22 protein-coding genes are annotated in these 17,004 nt (G+C 61.7%); 12 read left to right on the top strand and 10 right to left on the bottom strand.

Features of this window, described 5'->3' with window-relative positions; genetic code table 11:
• Positions 1-2 precede the first annotated feature (2 nt).
• The 3 genes from ACR0D8_RS13740 to ACR0D8_RS13730 are packed head-to-tail and all read right to left on the bottom strand — an operon-like array spanning position 3 to position 1,570.
• Positions 3-578 (bottom strand): MotE family protein, encoded by a 576-nt coding sequence (locus ACR0D8_RS13740; protein WP_480647276.1) that lies wholly within the window; start codon positions 576-578, stop codon positions 3-5.
• Entirely contained in the window at positions 575-1,063 is a 489-nt protein-coding gene (locus ACR0D8_RS13735) for a hypothetical protein (RefSeq protein WP_480647274.1), read from the bottom strand. The genes ACR0D8_RS13740 and ACR0D8_RS13735 overlap by 4 nt, the downstream gene beginning before the upstream one ends.
• A gap of 9 nt (positions 1,064-1,072) precedes the next feature.
• A complete protein-coding gene (locus ACR0D8_RS13730) occupies positions 1,073-1,570 on the bottom strand; it encodes a flagellar basal body-associated FliL family protein (RefSeq protein ID WP_480647272.1) in 498 nt (165 codons plus the stop codon).
• Between the two features lie 119 nt (positions 1,571-1,689).
• Here ACR0D8_RS13730 and fliF point away from each other — a divergent pair, with 119 nt between their 5' ends.
• From fliF to fliP, 4 genes are read left to right on the top strand one after another with little or no spacing between them, the layout of a single operon-like run.
• Positions 1,690-3,279, top strand: a complete 1,590-nt coding sequence (gene fliF, locus ACR0D8_RS13725) for a flagellar basal-body MS-ring/collar protein FliF (RefSeq protein ID WP_480647270.1) — start codon at positions 1,690-1,692, stop codon at positions 3,277-3,279.
• Positions 3,279-3,875, top strand: coding sequence for a FliH/SctL family protein (locus ACR0D8_RS13720; protein WP_480647269.1), 597 nt, complete (start codon positions 3,279-3,281; stop codon positions 3,873-3,875). Before fliF ends, ACR0D8_RS13720 begins: the two co-directional genes overlap by 1 nt.
• A complete protein-coding gene (locus ACR0D8_RS13715; RefSeq protein ID WP_480647267.1) occupies positions 3,868-4,155 on the top strand; it encodes a FliM/FliN family flagellar motor switch protein in 288 nt (95 codons plus the stop codon). The genes ACR0D8_RS13720 and ACR0D8_RS13715 overlap by 8 nt, the downstream gene beginning before the upstream one ends.
• Complete coding sequence (fliP, locus tag ACR0D8_RS13710) at positions 4,155-4,886, top strand: flagellar type III secretion system pore protein FliP (RefSeq protein WP_480647265.1); 732 nt, start codon at positions 4,155-4,157, stop codon at positions 4,884-4,886. Before ACR0D8_RS13715 ends, fliP begins: the two co-directional genes overlap by 1 nt.
• A 4-nt stretch (positions 4,887-4,890) precedes the next feature.
• Here the strand turns inward: fliP and ACR0D8_RS13705 are convergent, their stop codons facing one another.
• Positions 4,891-6,342: a sensor histidine kinase gene (locus tag ACR0D8_RS13705; protein WP_480647263.1), complete on the bottom strand. Its 1,452-nt coding sequence runs from the start codon at positions 6,340-6,342 to the stop codon at positions 4,891-4,893.
• The gene (locus ACR0D8_RS13700) at positions 6,339-7,076 is read right to left on the bottom strand and encodes a response regulator transcription factor (protein ID WP_480647261.1); all 738 of its coding nucleotides are present in this window, start codon (positions 7,074-7,076) and stop codon (positions 6,339-6,341) included. Before ACR0D8_RS13700 ends, ACR0D8_RS13705 begins: the two co-directional genes overlap by 4 nt.
• 217 nt (positions 7,077-7,293) lie before the next feature.
• Here ACR0D8_RS13700 and ACR0D8_RS13695 point away from each other — a divergent pair, with 217 nt between their 5' ends.
• From ACR0D8_RS13695 to ACR0D8_RS13680, 4 genes are read left to right on the top strand one after another with little or no spacing between them, the layout of a single operon-like run.
• A complete protein-coding gene (locus ACR0D8_RS13695; protein ID WP_480647259.1) occupies positions 7,294-8,538 on the top strand; it encodes an ABC transporter substrate-binding protein in 1,245 nt (414 codons plus the stop codon).
• 57 nt (positions 8,539-8,595) lie between these two features.
• Positions 8,596-9,468, top strand: a complete 873-nt coding sequence (locus ACR0D8_RS13690; RefSeq protein ID WP_170387762.1) for a carbohydrate ABC transporter permease — start codon at positions 8,596-8,598, stop codon at positions 9,466-9,468.
• On the top strand, positions 9,461-10,360 hold the full coding sequence (locus tag ACR0D8_RS13685; protein ID WP_480647257.1) for a carbohydrate ABC transporter permease: 900 nt from the start codon (positions 9,461-9,463) through the stop codon (positions 10,358-10,360). Before ACR0D8_RS13690 ends, ACR0D8_RS13685 begins: the two co-directional genes overlap by 8 nt.
• A gap of 5 nt (positions 10,361-10,365) precedes the next feature.
• Complete coding sequence (locus ACR0D8_RS13680) at positions 10,366-11,463, top strand: ABC transporter ATP-binding protein (protein WP_480647255.1); 1,098 nt, start codon at positions 10,366-10,368, stop codon at positions 11,461-11,463.
• A 57-nt stretch (positions 11,464-11,520) separates the two neighbouring features.
• On the opposite strand, the gene ACR0D8_RS13675 is transcribed toward ACR0D8_RS13680, so the two are convergent.
• Both ACR0D8_RS13675 and ACR0D8_RS13670 read right to left on the bottom strand, forming a co-directional pair.
• Positions 11,521-12,135 carry an MlaC/ttg2D family ABC transporter substrate-binding protein gene (locus ACR0D8_RS13675; RefSeq protein WP_480647254.1) on the bottom strand — a complete coding sequence of 205 codons (615 nt, stop codon included), beginning with the start codon at positions 12,133-12,135 and terminating at the stop codon, positions 11,521-11,523.
• Positions 12,125-12,940, bottom strand: coding sequence for an MlaA family lipoprotein (locus ACR0D8_RS13670; RefSeq protein WP_475156798.1), 816 nt, complete (start codon positions 12,938-12,940; stop codon positions 12,125-12,127). The genes ACR0D8_RS13675 and ACR0D8_RS13670 overlap by 11 nt, the downstream gene beginning before the upstream one ends.
• A 291-nt stretch (positions 12,941-13,231) precedes the next feature.
• Here ACR0D8_RS13670 and ACR0D8_RS13665 point away from each other — a divergent pair, with 291 nt between their 5' ends.
• Genes ACR0D8_RS13665 through ACR0D8_RS13650 form a run of 4 tightly spaced genes read left to right on the top strand, consistent with a single transcriptional unit; the run spans position 13,232 to position 15,974 of the window.
• On the top strand, positions 13,232-13,687 hold the full coding sequence (locus ACR0D8_RS13665; protein WP_475156801.1) for a RidA family protein: 456 nt from the start codon (positions 13,232-13,234) through the stop codon (positions 13,685-13,687).
• Positions 13,684-14,451, top strand: a complete 768-nt coding sequence (locus tag ACR0D8_RS13660) for a glycerophosphodiester phosphodiesterase family protein (RefSeq protein ID WP_480647251.1) — start codon at positions 13,684-13,686, stop codon at positions 14,449-14,451. Before ACR0D8_RS13665 ends, ACR0D8_RS13660 begins: the two co-directional genes overlap by 4 nt.
• Before the next feature lie 45 nt (positions 14,452-14,496).
• A complete protein-coding gene (locus ACR0D8_RS13655; RefSeq protein WP_480647250.1) occupies positions 14,497-15,684 on the top strand; it encodes a GNAT family N-acetyltransferase in 1,188 nt (395 codons plus the stop codon).
• Positions 15,681-15,974, top strand: coding sequence for a 4a-hydroxytetrahydrobiopterin dehydratase (locus tag ACR0D8_RS13650; protein WP_475156813.1), 294 nt, complete (start codon positions 15,681-15,683; stop codon positions 15,972-15,974). The genes ACR0D8_RS13655 and ACR0D8_RS13650 overlap by 4 nt, the downstream gene beginning before the upstream one ends.
• An 8-nt stretch (positions 15,975-15,982) precedes the next feature.
• Here the strand turns inward: ACR0D8_RS13650 and ACR0D8_RS13645 are convergent, their stop codons facing one another.
• From ACR0D8_RS13645 to ACR0D8_RS13635, 3 genes are read right to left on the bottom strand one after another with little or no spacing between them, the layout of a single operon-like run.
• The gene (locus ACR0D8_RS13645; RefSeq protein WP_480647247.1) at positions 15,983-16,294 is read right to left on the bottom strand and encodes a hypothetical protein; all 312 of its coding nucleotides are present in this window, start codon (positions 16,292-16,294) and stop codon (positions 15,983-15,985) included.
• Positions 16,295-16,347: 53 nt separating this feature from the next.
• Positions 16,348-16,695, bottom strand: coding sequence for an EF-hand domain-containing protein (locus tag ACR0D8_RS13640; RefSeq protein ID WP_480647245.1), 348 nt, complete (start codon positions 16,693-16,695; stop codon positions 16,348-16,350).
• A gap of 11 nt (positions 16,696-16,706) precedes the next feature.
• Positions 16,707-16,952 (bottom strand): glycine zipper 2TM domain-containing protein, encoded by a 246-nt coding sequence (locus ACR0D8_RS13635; protein ID WP_480647243.1) that lies wholly within the window; start codon positions 16,950-16,952, stop codon positions 16,707-16,709.
• Positions 16,953-17,004 lie beyond the last annotated feature (52 nt).

The following is a 17,004-nucleotide window of genomic DNA, read 5'->3' as shown; positions in this document are numbered from 1 at the left end:
CATCATTCCTGCGGGGCAGAGGCGTTTCGGCCGGCCATGATCACGCTGATCGTATAGGCGGCCTCGGGGCTGAGCCCGGCCAGAATGCCGGCGGCCGCGTCCGGCGGCATGCGCGACAGAAAGCCTGCGCCAAAGCTTGGGTCCATCGTTTCGAACAGGGCGGCGGCGTCTTTCGGTTTCATGTTCTGGTAGACATCGGTCAGCCGCGTCAGGTCGGTTTCGGCCGCCGTTTCCGCGATGGCGAGGGTCGTGCGCAGGGCTTCCTCGGCCTCCAACAGCGCGGTAAGGCGGGTCTCAATTGCCTGATCGGCAAGGGCCAGCGCCATTTCCTTGTCCAGCGCCGCCGCCTCGCGTTGATTCAGGGCGTCCTCGCGGCGCAGCAATTCGGTCAGCAAAACCTGCGCGCCCGGAAGTTCCGGCGTCGCGCTTCCAGAGGCAGGCGTGGTCGGCTCGGCACCTTTCGCCAGGGCCGGGCCAGCCTCAAGCCCCAGCCGAATCGCCGCCGACCCGATCATCAGCAGCGATATCAGCGCAAGCACACCACCCTTTGGTCGCTTATTACTGGCCGGCGCAGTCATGTCGCGGCCTCGCTTCGGTTGCGATCATGCCGGAAAAACATCAACCCGCCGGGGCGCTTGTTTTCCGATGTTTTGGCGGCTTCTTGTTCCGGTGCGTCGGCAACCGAAGGCGCATCAGCAACCGGCGGATTATCATCAGCAACCGGCTCCGGTTCGGCTTTACTGTCAGTCGGTTGTGGTCCCGGTTCTGCGACATCTTCGGAAATGACGTCATGCATGGATGCCATCATCAGTTCCAGCCGCTGCGCCACTGATTCCGCCCGTTCGGTCAGGTCTTTCAGGGCCGCGCCCGACCGGTCCGATGCTTCGCGCGCTGAGCCGAGCGATTTCTTCAGCTCTTCGGCCTGCGTGGACAGCACCGCGACCGCGCCGCCGACACCTTTCTCCAGATCGGTGAACCGTTTGAGCCGCCGGGACAGTACGAAACAATAAAGTCCCGCACCCAGCGCGCCGGCGACCAGCAAAATATCTGCAATCAGCTCCAACTTCGCCTCCTAATTCAATACGAATTCCATCACGAGAACGTCGCGCACCCGGCCTTCGCCGACGACGATCTCGATGCGTCGCAGCAGGTGACCGCGGATGCGCATCAGGGCCAGAGAATCCTCAAGATCCGACACTTCGATGGCACGCAGATAGCCGTTCAGAACGTCCATGATTCGCGGTTTCATCTTTTCCACATCGGCGGTGTAATCCGCGTTTACTTCCAACTGGGCGTGAAACTTCAGATGCCGCGAATCACCGGCGTTCACCGAAAGGATGACCGGGGGCAGATCAACGAACGCAACCTTTGGCAGAGCTTTCGCCGGCTCGCCCTTTTCCATTTGCCCGGCCTGGTCCACCGCGGGCTTGCCGCCAAAAGGCAATATCCCGGAAGTCGTCAGGAAATACCCGCCAGCGGCCCCGGCCAGGGCCAGAATCACCCCGACAATCATCCCTTTTTTCCCAGATTTTTCCGGGGTTTCTGCCGGTTCAGCATTTGCGTCAGTCATGACGTCCTCATCTTTCCAATCTGCTGTCGTCATAACCCGGCAGGGACTAACCGATTGTTAAGGGCAATCGTCCAAACAGGGGATGCGCCGGGCAGAATGTCGGCGAGTCGGAGGTGAGCGTGCAGCAGATCGGAACTGTCTGGGCAAGTTTGGACAGGCGGAAACAAATCATCGTCGCCGGTGCTGTTGTGCTGGTGTTTCTCGGAGTTCTGGCGATGTCGCGACTGGTGACCGCGCCGTCGATGACCCTGCTTTACGCGGGGCTGGAAAGCGGGGCGGCGGGGGATATCGTCCGTTCGCTGGATCAGCGCGGGGTTCCGTATGAAATTCGCGGCGGCTCGATCTATGTGCCCGGATCGCAACGGGATGAGCTGCGCATGACTCTGGCCAGCGAAGGGCTGCCTGCCAATGGCAACCGGGGATATGAGCTGCTGGATACGCTCAGCGGGTTCGGCACCACATCGCAGATGTTCGATGCCGCCTACTGGCGCGCGAAAGAGGGGGAGCTGGCCCGCACCATTGTTGGCAGTCCTCATGTCAGCCAGGCACGGGTTCACATCGCCAACGGCTCGACCAACCCGTTTCAGCGCAGCGTTGCACCAACGGCCTCGGTCTATCTGGTGTCGTCGGGTGCGCAGATCACGTCCGATCAGGCCAAGGCGATCCGGTTCCTTGTCGCCTCGGCGGTCAGTGGTCTGGCGCCCGAGAATGTCGCGGTCATCGATTCCAACGGCGCAGTGATCGGAGCGCAGGAGACCGCCGTTGCTGCCGATACAGCCGATGACAAGGCCCGCCAGTTGCGCGAACGCGTCATGCGGCTGGTTGAAGCCCGCGTCGGGGCCGGGAATGCCGTGGTCGAGGTGAGCGTCGATACGGTGACCAAAACCGAATCCATCCGCGAGCGACGCTTTGACCCGAAGGGGCGTGTCGCCATCAGCACCGATGTCGAAGAACGCTCGGACAGTGCCCGCAACCAGAGCGCCGATGTCACTGTCGCCTCGAACCTGCCCGACGGCGACGGGGCCGGTGGTGACGAATCGAATTCCACGGCGACGCAGACGCGTGAGCGGGTGAATTACGAGGTTTCCGAAACCGAACTGGAAGTGCACACCGCCCCCGGTGCAATCAAGCGACTGACGGTGGCGGTATTGGTGAACGGGACCCGCTCGGTGGATGCGGCCGGGGTTGAGACCTTTGTGCCGATGCCGGCCTCCGAAATGGACGCCTTGCAGGAACTGGTCGCCTCGGCCGTCGGGTTCGACGCAGAGCGCGGGGACGTCATCACGCTGAAATCTCTGGACCTTCCGGTTGTCGAGCCGCAGGGGACGGTGGCTTCGGCCTCGCTCTGGCAAAAGGTGCATTTCGACGCGATGTCGCTGATCCAGATGGCGGTTCTGGCCGCGGTGTCGCTGGTATTGGGGCTGTTCGTGATCCGACCGATCCTGACGAAGCCAACTGTCGCCCCGGCCCTGTTGCCAGCCGGAACCGCGCCTGAGTCTGACGCATATCTGACCGGTGAAATCGCGACAGATGAAAGCGGACAATTCGTGCCTATCCCGGGGCAGGCGCCCGCCGGCGACGTTCCGGCCCTTGCGTCGCAACCCGGCGCGGACCCGGTGGATCACCTGCGCGCAATGATCGGCGACAAGCAGGAGGAGACCGTCGAAATCCTGCGCAGCTGGCTGGAAGAAGGGGAGGAACGTGTGTGATGTCGATTGCCCATCTTCTTGAGGATTTCACCCTGCAGGCCGGCGGCGGCAAGCTGCATCTGCTGGACGAGGACGCGTTGGAGGAACAGCGGCTGGCCGCCTTTGAACAAGGGTACAGCGCCGGTTGGGAAGACGCGGTTCAGGCGCAGGAGCAGAGCCAGGCGCAGGTTTCGGCCGGGCTGGCCAATTCGCTTGGCGACATGTCCTTTACCTATCACGAGGCGGCAAACCGGATGGCCCTGTCGCTGGAGCCGATGTTCCAGAGCCTGGTCCAGGTCGTCCTGCCCGAGATGCTGGATCGCGGCTTTGCTGCCCGGCTGGTTGAACAACTGACCGATATGGCGCGCGAACAGCTTGGCCAGCCGATGCAGATTTTTGTGCCCGAAGGCAGCGCGGAACAGGTGGAGGCCATGATGCCGCAGGACCTGTCCGTTCCCACACAGGTTGTCGCAGACCCGTCGATGCAGGCCGGGCAAGCCCGACTTCAGGTCGGCACGACCCGGCGCGAAGTGGATTGCGACGGGCTGCTCGCCGCGGTGGCCGTCGCGTTCGACGCTTATGTTTTTGAGGCAAATGAGGCAGTAACCAATGAGTGAACCGCAATCGCCAAAACCCGAGAAATCCAACCCGTTCGAAGCCGTCCCGATCGAGGTCACGGTTTCGGTCGGCCGCGCCCGGCCCTTGATCCGCGATTTGCTCAGCATGGGCGAAAACGCAGTGCTGACGCTGGACAAGCGGATCGAGGACCCTGTTGATCTGTATGTCGGCGATCAACTGGTCGCCCGCGGCCTGCTGGAAGAGATGGAGGGCGACCAGGCCGGGCAACTGGCCGTGCGCCTGACCGAAATCGCGGATCTGCAAAACGGAATCGGCTGATGCGGTTGCTGCTCTGGCTGGTGCTGGCGCTGGCGACCCTGTCCCCGTCGCTTGCCGCAGCGCAGGACTTGTCGCTGTCACTGGGAGACGGCGGATCGATCTCGGCGCGGACCATCCAGCTGATCCTTTTGATCACCGTGCTCAGCCTCGCGCCGGGGCTGGCGATCATGATCACCTGCTTTCCGTTTCTGATCACCGTTCTCGCCATTCTCCGGCAAGGCATCGGCTTGCAGCAATCGCCCCCCAATATGCTGATCGTCAGCCTGGCCCTGTTCCTGACCTACTTCATAATGGAGCCCGTCTTTTCCGAAGCCTGGGTCACGGGCATCCGCCCGATGGTCGAGGAAACGATGGAGGTGGAGCCGGCGCTGGATATCGCGATCCGGCCGTTCCGGGCCTTCATGGCCGCGCGGCTGGATGCCGACACGTTTCACGCCATGGCCGCCCTGCGACCCGGTGGCGATGCGATCGCCTTGTCGGCCGAGGCGCCGCTGTCCATCCTGATGCCGTCCTTCATGCTGTCCGAGATCGCGCGGGCCTTTCAGATCGGGTTCCTGATCTTTCTGCCGTTCCTGATCATCGACCTGGTGGTGGCTGCGGTTCTGATGTCGATGGGGATGATGATGGTTCCGCCGGCAACCGTATCCCTGCCGTTCAAACTGGCCTTTTTCGTGATCGCCGATGGCTGGTCGCTGATCGCCGGCGCGCTGGTTCGCAGCTATATGACCTGAGCGGTTACTGCCGGGTGATCTGCAGCCGCGCGCGCAGGCCCTGACCCCCGGCCTCGAAACTCAGCGTGCCCCCATGTTGTTCGGCAATGGTGGCGGCAATGGTCAGGCCCAGACCGAACCCGTCCGAGGACCCTGTATTGGACCCGCGCCGGAACGGGGCCATCAGCGCCTCGATATCCGACACGGACAGATCTGTGCCCTTATCCTCGACGGTGATGGTCGCCGTGCGGGCATCGGTTTCCAGCTGCACTTCGGCGCGGCGACCATATTTCAGTGCGTTGTCGATCAGATTGGTCATCGCGCGCCGCAGCGATATCGGCCGCCCCATGACCAGCATTCGCCGTGTTTCCGGCAGGGACCCGTGCCCGCGCCGCGACATGAAGACCGACGGCGCGCCTTCGACCGCGACCGGGGCAATTTTCTTAAGGGTCACCGGCAGGTCCATATCCTGGTAATCGGCGACCAGAGACTCGACCAGCGATGTCAGCGAAATCTGGCGCGGCTCCTCAACGCTCAGCTCGGACCGCGTATAGGTCAACACGCTTTCGATCATCCCGGTCATCTGGTCCACATCCGCCTCAAGCTTTTCGCGCAATTCGTCATCGGGGATCAGGGCCGCGCGCAGGCGGACGCGGGTGGCGGGTGTACCCAGATCGTGGCTGACGCCCGACAGGACGGTGGCGCGTTTTTCAAGCTGCATGCGCTCGGCATCCAGATGGTCGTTCACTGCCGACACAATGTCGCGCAATTCCGCGGGACCGTCCGCGTCATAGCTGCTGGGCCCGCCATGTCGCTTGCGGTCGCGCAGGGCGGTGGAAAACCGGGTGAAGCTGTCCGAGACATTGCCGATCGAGGTCAGAACCACCGCCAGCGCCACGATGGCGGCCAGAATGGCCGGCAGGCGCAGGTCCGCCGGCGCTGCCCTGCACCCCCACAGGCTGGTGCCGTCGATCTGCTGCCAGGGATTGCGGCCGAACCGCGCGATGACAACGGGTTCGCTGCAATAGGTGGCCAGCAGACGGGTCAGGTTGCCCATCTTTTCGGGTGCCGTCTGATCAATCCCCGACAGGATGTCCGAGACCGGATAGACCAGGCGGTCGGACATCACCGCCAGTGTCAGCTCGCGCCCGGTCAGGGGGGCCGAACTGTCGGTCAGGATCGACAGGTTGGTCACGAAGCTCCGGTCTGACAGGCCCGGCAGTTGCTCGAACCGCCCAGCATCCGCCAGATGCGCGGCGGCCGCGGGCAGGTCGGTGATCGTGACGCCGTCGGGCGGCGGATTGCCGACCCGCAGGTCTTCGTAGATGGCAAACCCGGCGACATAGGTGCGGGTCAGAAATTCATCCCAGGCGCGGGCCGAGGCGAACCACAGTCCCGCCGACAGCAGTCCCGAGGCAAAGGCCGCTCCGGTCCAGATCCAGCCCAGGCTGCGCAGGCGCGGCGCGCGCGATGTCATGCGCCCTCATCCACCGAGACATCGGCGGCGAATACATATCCGACCCCGCGTTCGGTGCGCAGCATCTGCGGGTCTTTCGGGTTGGCTTCGATCTTGGACCGCAGCCGTCCGACCAGCATGTCGATGGCGCGTCCCTGCGCCTCGGGCTTGTCGGCGCCGCCGGTGACATCCAGCGCGGCGGCGATCTCATCCCGGGTCAGCGGGATATGCGGGTTGGCCAGCAACACCTTGAGCAGTGCGGTTTCCCGTTGCGACAGGGACACCAGATAGCCCTCGGGCGAATGCACCTCATCGCGTTTGCCGTCGTATCTCCAGTCATTGAACCGAAAGTTTCGTGTGCGGCGGCGATAGACCAGGGACGGGGTGCGCCGGGCACGCTGCATCACCGCGCGGACACGCGCCAGCAGCAATTGCGGGTTGAACGGCTTGGCGATGTAATCGTCGGCGCCGACCTCGTACCCCGCCATCCGCTGATGGTCGGCAGACAGGGCCGAGACCAGAATGATCGGCACATCCTGCTCAGCCCGCAGACGGGCGCAAATCTCGACGCCGTTCTCATCGCCCAGCATCACGTCCAGCAGGATCAGGTCAATCCGCCCCGCCGTCAGATGCGCGCGGATTTCGTTTTCCGAACTGGCGGGCAGGGCGATGAACCCGTTCTGTTGCAGAAACTGAGTCATCATTGCCCGCATATCCGGGTCGTCATCCACCACCAAAAGCCGCGGAATGCTCACTCTGATTGTCCTCCCGATCTCTGCCCTCCGACACCGTCAATTGTAACGAACGGAAACAGATTCAATGTCAACGTAACACGCTGTAACAAAAGCGGTGAAAATTTGGACACTGGCGGGCATTTGCCCCGGATTACGCGTTGCCAGACAGCGTTACGGTCGCAGTATGGCCGGCATCGCTGCTGTCGCAGTCACCGAGTTCTCAGGGAGGAGACACGAAATGAAGCGTTTTGCATTTGCCACCGTATCGACGCTGGCCGTTATGGCCGGGTCGTCGGTTCTGGCCGGGCCAGAGGCCGAAGTTCTGCATTGGTGGACGTCGGGCGGTGAGGCCAAATCGGTCGCCGTTCTTCAGGAAGAGTTCGCCTCGAACGGCGGCACCTGGACTGACATGCCGGTTGCTGGCGGTGGCGGAGATGCGGCGATGACCGCGTTGCGCGCCCGTGTTCTGGCTGGCAACGCGCCGACGGCTGTTCAGCTGAAAGGCCCGGCCATTCAGGAATGGTACGAAGAGGGCGTTCTGGCCGACATTTCCAGCGTTGCCGAGGCTGAAGGCTGGGCCGACGTCCTGCCCGCCTCGATTGCCGGTCACATGAAATGCGAAGGCACCTGGTGCGCGGCACCTGTGAACGTGCACCGCGTCGACTGGATCTGGGCCAACGCCGACGTGCTGGCCGCCAATGGCATCGAAATGCCGACCACCTGGGACGAGTTCAACGCCGCAGCGGAGAAGCTGCAGGCCGCTGGTGTGATCCCGCTGGCCCATGGTGGTCAGGCGTGGCAGGACGCCACCGTATTCGAAGCTGTTGTGCTGGGCGTAGGTGGACCTGAGTTTTACCAAAAAGCGCTGGTTGACCTGGACCCCGAGGCGTTGACTTCGGACACGATGGTTCAGGTGTTCGACCAGATGCGCACCCTGCGCGGATATGTGGACGAGAACTTTTCGGGTCGCGACTGGAACCTTGCCACCGCCATGGTCATGAACGGCGAAGCCGCGTTCCAGATCATGGGCGACTGGGCCAAGGGTGAGTTTCTGGCGGCTGGCAAGAAGCCCGGCGAAGATTTCCTGTGCGCCTCGACCCCCGGCGATGGTTATCTGTACAACGTCGACAGCTTTGCCATGTTCGACGTGGACGGTGACGACAAGAAAGCGGGTCAGGACCTGTTGGCCAAGCTGATCGTCGCGCCCAACTTCCAGAAAGTGTTCAACCTGAACAAAGGGTCGATCCCGGCGCGGACCGATGTCGGCCTGGAAGACTTCGACATCTGCGCAAACCTGTCGGCCGAAGATATGGGCGCGACCTCGGCTGCGGGTTCGCTGCTGCCGTCCTACGCCCACGGTATGGCGCTGCGCGGGTCGCAGTCCGGTGCGATCACCGACGTTGTGACCGCGCATTTCAACTCGGATATGTCCTCGGCTGACGCGGTTCAGCAACTGGCGGACGCGGTAGCAAATAGCTACTGATCCAACACGCTCTGCCCCCTATGATGCGGGGCAGAGCATCTTTCCCCGGAGGCTAAAATGTCCGAATGGCTGGAAAACCACCTTCCCAAGGTGGTGCTGGCACCGTCGTTCATCGCCGTATTGATCTTTGTCTACGGCTTTATCGGATGGACCGCATGGGTGTCGCTGACCCGATCGAAACTACTGCCGAAATACGAGATCAAGGGCTTCATTCAGTATGAACGCCTGTTTGACTCGCCACGCTGGGACACGGCAATCAACAACCTGTATATCTTTGGCGCGCTGTTCATCGTGATCGCGATGGTGCTGGGCCTGTTGCTGGCGATCCTGCTGGATCAGAAGATCCGCGTCGAAGGCGCGATCCGCACGATCTACCTGTACCCGATGGCGCTGTCGATGATTGTCACAGGCACAGCGTGGAAGTGGATTTTGAACCCGGGTCTGGGCATTGAATCCATGGTGCAGGGCTGGGGTTTCACAAACTTCGAGTTCGATTGGCTGGTGAACCCCGATTATGCCATCTACACCATTGTGATGGCCGCGATCTGGCAGAGCTCGGGCTTTGTCATGGCGCTGTTTTTGGCCGGGCTGCGCTCGGTTGACGGAGAGATCATCAAAGCCGCTCAGGTCGACGGTATCCCCACATGGCGCATCTATACCGCGATCATCATTCCTTCGATGGCCCCGATCTTCTTGTCCGCCTTCATCGTTCTGGCCCACCTTGCCATCAAGAGCTTTGACCTTGTCATCGCCCTGACAGGTGGCGGTCCGGGCTACGCCACTGATCTGCCGGCAACCTACATGTACGCCATGGCGTTTTCGCGCGGTGACATCGGTCAGGCGGCCTCCTCCGCGATGATCATGATGCTGGTCGTCTTTGCCATCGTGGTTCCTTACCTTTATTCAGAGCTGAGGGCGAAAAATGACTGATCTGTCGATGCCCCAAACCCAAACCCGCACCCAAAGCGCCACGGGCAAGATTGCCCTGCGTTGGCTGCTTTACGTTCTGCTGGGCCTGTTCGCGCTGTATTACCTGATGCCGCTGTTCGTGATGTTGACCACATCGTTGAAAAGCCTTGAGGAAATCCGCACTGGCAGCCTGATCTCCCTACCGCGCGAGGTCAGCTTGGACGCCTGGAAAACCGCGTGGTCCGGTGCCTGTACCGGTATCCAGTGCGAAGGCCTGCGACCCTATTTCTGGAACTCGGTCCTGATCGCGGTGCCCGCTGTGGCCATCTCGACCCTGCTGGGTGCGCTGAACGGCTATGTCGTCGCGCAATGGCGGTTTAAAGGCGCCAACATCATCTTCTCGCTGATGCTGTTCGGCTGCTTTATCCCGTTTCAGGTTGTGCTGCTGCCGATGGCGCGCCTGCTGGGCATGATGGGGATCGCCGGGACCATTCCGGGCCTGATCTTTGTCCACGTGATCTACGGGCTCGGTTTCACCACGCTGTTTTTCCGCAACTACTATGTCACCATTCCGTCCGAGCTGACCAAGGCCGCGCGGGTCGATGGGGCCGGGTTCATGCGGATTTTCTGGTCGATCTTCCTGCCGCTGTCGCTGCCCATCATCGTGGTGACCGTGATCTGGCAGTTCACCCAGATCTGGAACGACTTCCTGTTCGGCGTGTCGTTCAGCCAGGCGGGGACGCAGCCCGTGACCGTGGCGCTCAACAACATCGTAAACTCCACCACCGGCGTCAAAGAATACAACGTCGACATGGCCGCCGCGATCATCGCGGGGCTGCCGACGCTGCTCGTCTATGTCGTTGCCGGTAAGTATTTCATCCGCGGTCTGACCGCTGGTTCCGTGAAGGGATAAGACCCATGGCTCCCATCCTCGATATCAACAATCTCTACAAGAATTACGGCGCGACCGAGATTCTGAAGGACATCAACATCTCGATCGAACCGGGCGATTTCCTGGTGCTGGTTGGCCCGTCGGGTTGCGGTAAATCCACCCTGCTGAATTGCATCGCGGGGCTGGAGCCGATCACCGGCGGCACGCTGTCCATCGGCGGCAATGACATGACCCATGTCAGCCCCAAGGACCGCGACATCGCCATGGTGTTCCAGTCCTACGCTTTGTACCCGACCATGACCGTGGCCAAGAACATCACGTTTGGCATGAAAGTGCGCGGGGTCGATCAGGCGACACAGGACGCCAAGCTGAAAGAGGTTGCCCAACTGCTGCAAATCGAACCGTTGCTGAACCGCCGCCCCAGCCAGTTGTCGGGCGGTCAGCGTCAACGGGTGGCGATGGGCCGGGCGCTGGTGCGTGACCCCAAGCTGTTCCTGTTTGACGAACCGCTGTCGAACCTCGACGCCAAGCTGCGGGTCGAGATGCGGACCGAGATCAAGAAGCTGCACCAGACGCTGGACGCCTCCATCGTCTACGTCACACATGACCAGATCGAGGCGATGACGCTGGCCACCAAGATCGTCGTGTTAAAAGGCGGCATTGTGCAGCAGATCGGCAGCCCGGCCGAGATCTACAACAACCCGGCCAACCTGTTTGTGGCCGATTTCATGGGCTCGCCTGCGATGAACCTGATTCCGGCGCAAGCCAGCAGGAACGGGTCCGGCACCCAGATCGCCATCTCGCGCCCATCGGGCGAGACGCTGGTTCTGAAGGACGCCCGCGACCTGTCGCTGCCGCAGGACGTGATCCTTGGCTTGCGTCCGGAAGACATTGCCGAGGCCGGGTTCCGCGCCGGTGCCGGCGTGCAGGAGGCCGAATGCATGGTCGATATGGTCGAACCTGCCGGGGCGGATACCTATGTCGTGTCTGAACTGGGCGGCAAACAGGTCACCGCGCGGCTGCATGCGGAAACCAGCGCGCAGGCCGGCAAAGTGCTGAACCTCGCCTTTGACATGAGCAAAGTGTCATATTTCGCCCGGGAAACCGGCGAACGCCTGAACTGAACGCAAAACGCCGCGCGAACCCAATCGCGCGGCGCTTTTGTCAGGATCCGGCTTGAATCAGCCGACCTGATTCTTGTTCATGTCCTTGATCAGCCGGTTCAGATCACCGCCACGGGCATCCAGCATGGCACCGATCTCGGTCCGTTCGGTCAGCAGCATGTTCACCCCTTCGATGAACATGTTGAAGAACCTGTCGCGCCCCGATTTGTCCGAAACCAGGAAGGTCACTTCGAACGGGGATGTTCCCTGCAGCTTGACCGAAGTGCGCACCTCGTAGCCAGCCTTGATCTTGCGGGCGTTGCGGACGGTGACCTGACCGCCGATGAACTCCCGGAAACGCCGGCCGTATTTGTTCGAGATATAGCCCTGGAACGCCTGGGTGAACTTTTTCAGCTGCGATGGGCTGGCCGAGCGGCCGTCGGCCCCCAGCACGTACCGCGCCATGATCGGCACATCGGCATATTGCACGAAAATCTTTTCGAAATCGCGGATCATCGCCTTTTCGGATTTGCCCGAGGCGATCACCCGATTGATGTCGTCCACGACATTGACGACCAGCGCCTTGGCGCTGGCTTCGGTCTGGGCAAAGACGGGCAGGGGCAGGGCAGTCAGCGCCAGACCGGCAAGGCTGGTCGCGACAAAACTGCGTCGGTTCAAATGGTTACTCGGCATAGGGGTCCTCGTAAGGGTCTAGGTAGGGGTCCCTGACTGGGTCGGTCCCGATTTCAGCGTAGGGGTCGTCATACAGACCCAGATAGGCCTCCTCATCGTCCCTCGCCAGTTCGAAACGCCGGTTTTGCAGATAAATTGTCTGTGCCTGCGCATAGCTGTCGGCGCTTTCATACAGGATCGAGTCGACAGTGTCCGAGAACCGCCCACGATCCCCCATCCGGCGCACGACCTCGGCATAGACGCCGATATTGTCGACCGGGCGGGTGGGGCTGAAATTGATCGGGTTCGAGAACAGGTTGACCACAACCCCCACCGCGTCCCGCGATGTCGACGGGCCATAGAAGGGCAGTTCGACATAGGCGCCCTCGCCAAAGCCCCAGACGTGCAGGGTTTCACCAAAATCGGTATCGACGGGCGGCAGGTTCAGTTCGCTGGCAGGATCGGACAGGCCCGCGCCACCCACGGTCGTATTGACGACAAAGCGCAGCAGGGCATTGCCGGACTGCTTGAGGTTGCCCTGCAACAGATAGTCCAGCGCCTGGCCCGGCATCGTCAGGTTTTCGGCGAAGTGGTTGAAGCTTGTCACCATAGGGTCGGGCACGATCTTGACATAACCCTTCGAGGCCGGTCGGAACAGGAACCGGTCTACGCCCAGGTTGAATTTATGAATGCCCCTGTTGGTTTTTTCATAGGGATCAAACACTTCGCCCCGCGCGGCTTCCTCGGCGGGCTGCGTCGCGCAGGCGCTGAAGACCGTCAGCAGGGACAGGACGATCAGGGGCTTCAGGCTGATTTTGCTCAACACGGTCTTTGCCACTCCAAACCGTTCGGTTTTTGGGTTTCCGAACTTTCAATCAATACTGCAGGTGGTCGCTTTGCACGCCCCAATCCGATGTCACATAGATGTTTCTCAACGATTATGAAACAGCTAGCGTTTAACCTGCCCGAAGGGTTGAGGTAAAGTGACACAAGTTCAACAGTTCGGAATAAGAAAAGTTACGCCCACCTTTCAGGCAGGCCGTGCACTGAATTCACACTTTTCGAACCGGGTCTTCCCGGTTAGCTTCCCCCCGACTCAAGATTGGAAGGAAACCGCATGAGCATCGCAGCAAAACTGGAAAGCCTGGGCGTCACCCTGCCGGACGCGCCGGCACCAGCGGCCAATTACGTGCCGTTCGTGCGCGTGGGCAACATCGTCTATGTCTCGGGCCAGATTTCCAAGGATGACGATCTGATCACTGGCAAGCTGGGCGATGACATGGATGTTGAGGCCGGCGCCGCGGCCGCAAAGGTCTGTGCCATCAATCTGCTGGCGCAGGTCAAGGCGGCCTGCGGCGGAGATATCGAAAAGCTGGTGCGCGTGATCAAGCTGACCGGTTTCGTGAATTCCACCGCTGATTTCACCGCACAGCCGCAGGTGATCAACGGCGCCTCGGATTTTCTGGTCGAGGCGCTGGGCGATGCCGGGCGCCATTCACGCTCGGCCGTCAGTGCGGTCTCGCTGCCGCTGGGCGTGGCGGTCGAAATCGAAGGCATCTTCGAGGTTCAATGACACCGCCGCTGCCAGCAGAATTCCTGCGCGTCCCGCTTGCACATCGGGCGTTGCATGACGTTTCGGACGGCCGTCCCGAAAACAGCCGCGCGGCCATTCGCGCCGCTGTTGCGGCGGGCTACGGGATCGAGATCGACCTGCAATTGACCGCCGACAACCGGGCGATGGTGTTTCACGACTATGACATGACGCGCCTGACGGGGCAGTCCGGGCCGATCCGGCAGATCAGCTCGGCCCGGGCCTCCGGGACCCGGTTGCTGCATGCCGAAGATGGCATTCCGACACTGGACGAGGTGCTGGACATGGTCGCGGGCAAAGTGCCGCTGCTGATCGAGTTCAAGGATCAGGACGGTGCGATGGGCACCGATATCGGCGCGCTGGAACAGGATGCGGTGCGCGCGCTGCAAGGGTATGACGGGCCGGTGGCGCTGATGTCTTTCAACCCCAATTCGGTGGCCGAACTGGGCCGGCTGGCCCCGCATCTGCCGCGCGGCATCGTGACATGTTCCTACCAGCCCAAGGTCGAGCTGTTGCCGCAGGCGGTTTGCGATCACTTGCGCGACATCCCGGATTTCGACCGGGTCGGCGCCAGTTTCATCAGCCATGAGGTGGCGGATCTGGACCGCCCCCGCGTGGCCGAGTTGAAGGCGCGCGGCGTGCCGGTTCTGTGCTGGACAGTGCGATCGCCCGCGCAGGAGGCGGAAGCCCGCGAAGTTGCCGACAATGTGACCTTTGAAGGGTATTTGGCCCCGCATCCGGGTTGATCCCACCCCGCGCCGTCACAGATAAAGATCAGAGGCGGAGGGCATATGGATCAGGCGCAGATCGAGGTTCGGGTACTGGGATCGCTCTCGCAGATTTCTGCGGCCGAGTGGGACAGCTGTGCCTGCCCCGAGGCCGCCGATGGCGGGCGTCCTCTGGATCCCTTTACCACCCATAGGTTCCTGCTGGCGCTAGAGCAAAGCGGCTCGGTCGGGCGCGGCACCGGCTGGCAGCCGCAATACCTGACCACCTTTCTGGACGGGATGCTGATCGCGGCGGCCCCGATGTACGCCAAGTCCCACAGCCAGGGCGAATACATCTTCGACCACAACTGGGCGCATGCCTATGAAAATGCGGGCGGGCGCTATTACCCCAAGCTGCAGATCGCCGTTCCGTTTACCCCTGCAACCGGGCGGCGGTTTCTGGTGCGGCCCGGGTACGAGGCGGTTGGCATGTCGGCGCTGGTGCAGGGCGCGGTGCAACTGGCGGCGGACAACCGCGTTTCGTCGGTCCACGCCACCTTCTGCACCGAGGATGAGGCCCTGGCGGGTGAACAGATGGGTCTGATGCGGCGCATGTCGCAGCAATTTCACTGGCTGAATGACACCTACACCGATTTTGACGGGTTTCTGGGCGCGCTGTCTTCGCGCAAGCGCAAGAACATCCGCAAGGAACGGGCGCAGGCCCGCGGCTTTGGCGGTGAGATCCGCACGCTGACAGGGCCCGATCTGCAACCCGAGCACTGGGATGCGTTCTGGCAGTTCTATCAGGACACCGGGTCGCGCAAATGGGGCGCCCCTTACCTGACCCGACAATTCTTTGATATCGCTCAGGAAACCATGGCCGATGACATGGCGCTGGTACTGGCGGAGCGGAACGGCTATCCGATCGCGGGGGCGCTGAACTTTATCGGGCGCGAAACGCTTTTTGGCCGCTACTGGGGCTGTGTCGAACACCACGCCTGTCTGCATTTCGAACTGTGCTATTATAGGGCGATCGACTTTGCCATTGCCGAAGGCCTGGCCCGGGTCGAAGCCGGCGCACAGGGCGAACACAAGCTGGCGCGCGGCTATCTGCCAACGCGCACGCATAGCTTGCATTGGGTAGGCGACCCCGGCTTTGCGGACGCGATCAGAACATATCTGGACGTCGAAGCCCAGGCAGTGGGAGAAGAGATCGAGATTCTGACGGAATACGGCCCGTTCAGGAAATCGAACCCGGAGGAACAGCAATGACCGAACTATTGTCGACCGAGACCCGCGGCCCGCTTCTGGACCCGCTGTTCAAGAACGGCTGGACCATGGTCAAGGACCGGGACGCGATCACCAAGACCTATATCTTCGAGGATTTCGTCCACGCCTTTGGCTGGATGACGCAAGTGGCGATCTTTGCCGAGAAATGGAACCATCACCCCGAATGGTCGAATGTCTACCGCACGGTCGAGGTCACGCTGTCCACCCATGACGTCGGCGGCCTGTCAGCGCAGGACGCCAAACTGGCCCGCAAGATGGACAGTCTGGTCTAGCGGCGGGTTCAGCCCCGGTCGCTCTGCGATCCTTCGCCGCCGGCCAGCGATGCCGCAGTCCCCATTTGCCGGAATTCCTCGGGTGTGACGGTGCCGTCGCTGACGTCGATATTGCCCGGTATGCGGGTTGTCCGGTTGCCGATCTGGCGGACGCTGCGCGCCGCAAGATTTACGTCCAGACAGCGGTTGTTATAGCAGGTCAGGCCAGAGGCGTTGATCTGAATGCGCGGCTGCCCGTCCGGCCCGGTCACCACCGGTGCCTGCGGCACGTCACAGGCGGCCAACGCGCCCAGAACGCCAAGAAGTACCCATTTGTTCATTGCACGCCCCTGTTTGCTCAAATCAGCCCGGCCGCAGCCGGAGCTGTTCGGGTTCAATCCAGCTGACCGTTCCCATCCTTGTCCGCGGATGAGAAATCTTCGTTCATCTGTGCGTCATATTCTGCACGAGAGATAAAATCATCATTGTCGCGGTCAACGTTTTGAAACTGTTTTATGTCCAGAAACGGCTTGGCTTCGTCCAGACCCAGCGTGCCGTTCTTGTCTTCGTCCATGGTCTGAAAGGCATAGTCGGAAAAGGCGTTGAACTCGTCTTTGGACAGGAAACCGTCATTGTTTGTGTCGATGGCGTTCAGTTCTTTTTCATGCAATTCCGCAACCGTTTCGGCCACGGCGGTGCCGGACAAAAAGATGGCCGCGATCACAATAAATCCACGTGTCATTCCGTTTCTCCTCAGCATGCAAATCTCTGGCCTTCGATCCCACCGGCAGCCGCGCCGGCCGCCGTCAGGATGGCCTTGCCGGACCCGCCGCCGAACTGGTTGCCGATGGCGCCGCCGATCAGCGCGCCGCCCAGTGTGCCGCTGAGGCAGGCAATCTCGTGCTGTCGCGCCGCCTGTTGCTGAGGTGTCGGGGCTGGTCCGCAGGCGGCCAATGCGCCTGCTGCGCCCAGCAAAAGCGTGAATAACTTCAGTTTCATAAACGAACTCCCTGAATGTATGGGGCAAGTATTGGCCCATCAGGGAAACGCA

This window comes from Ruegeria sp. BG10, from assembly GCF_056538575.1.
Note: the sequence above shows the minus strand (reverse complement) of the source record. Positions and strands in the feature narration are given on the sequence as shown.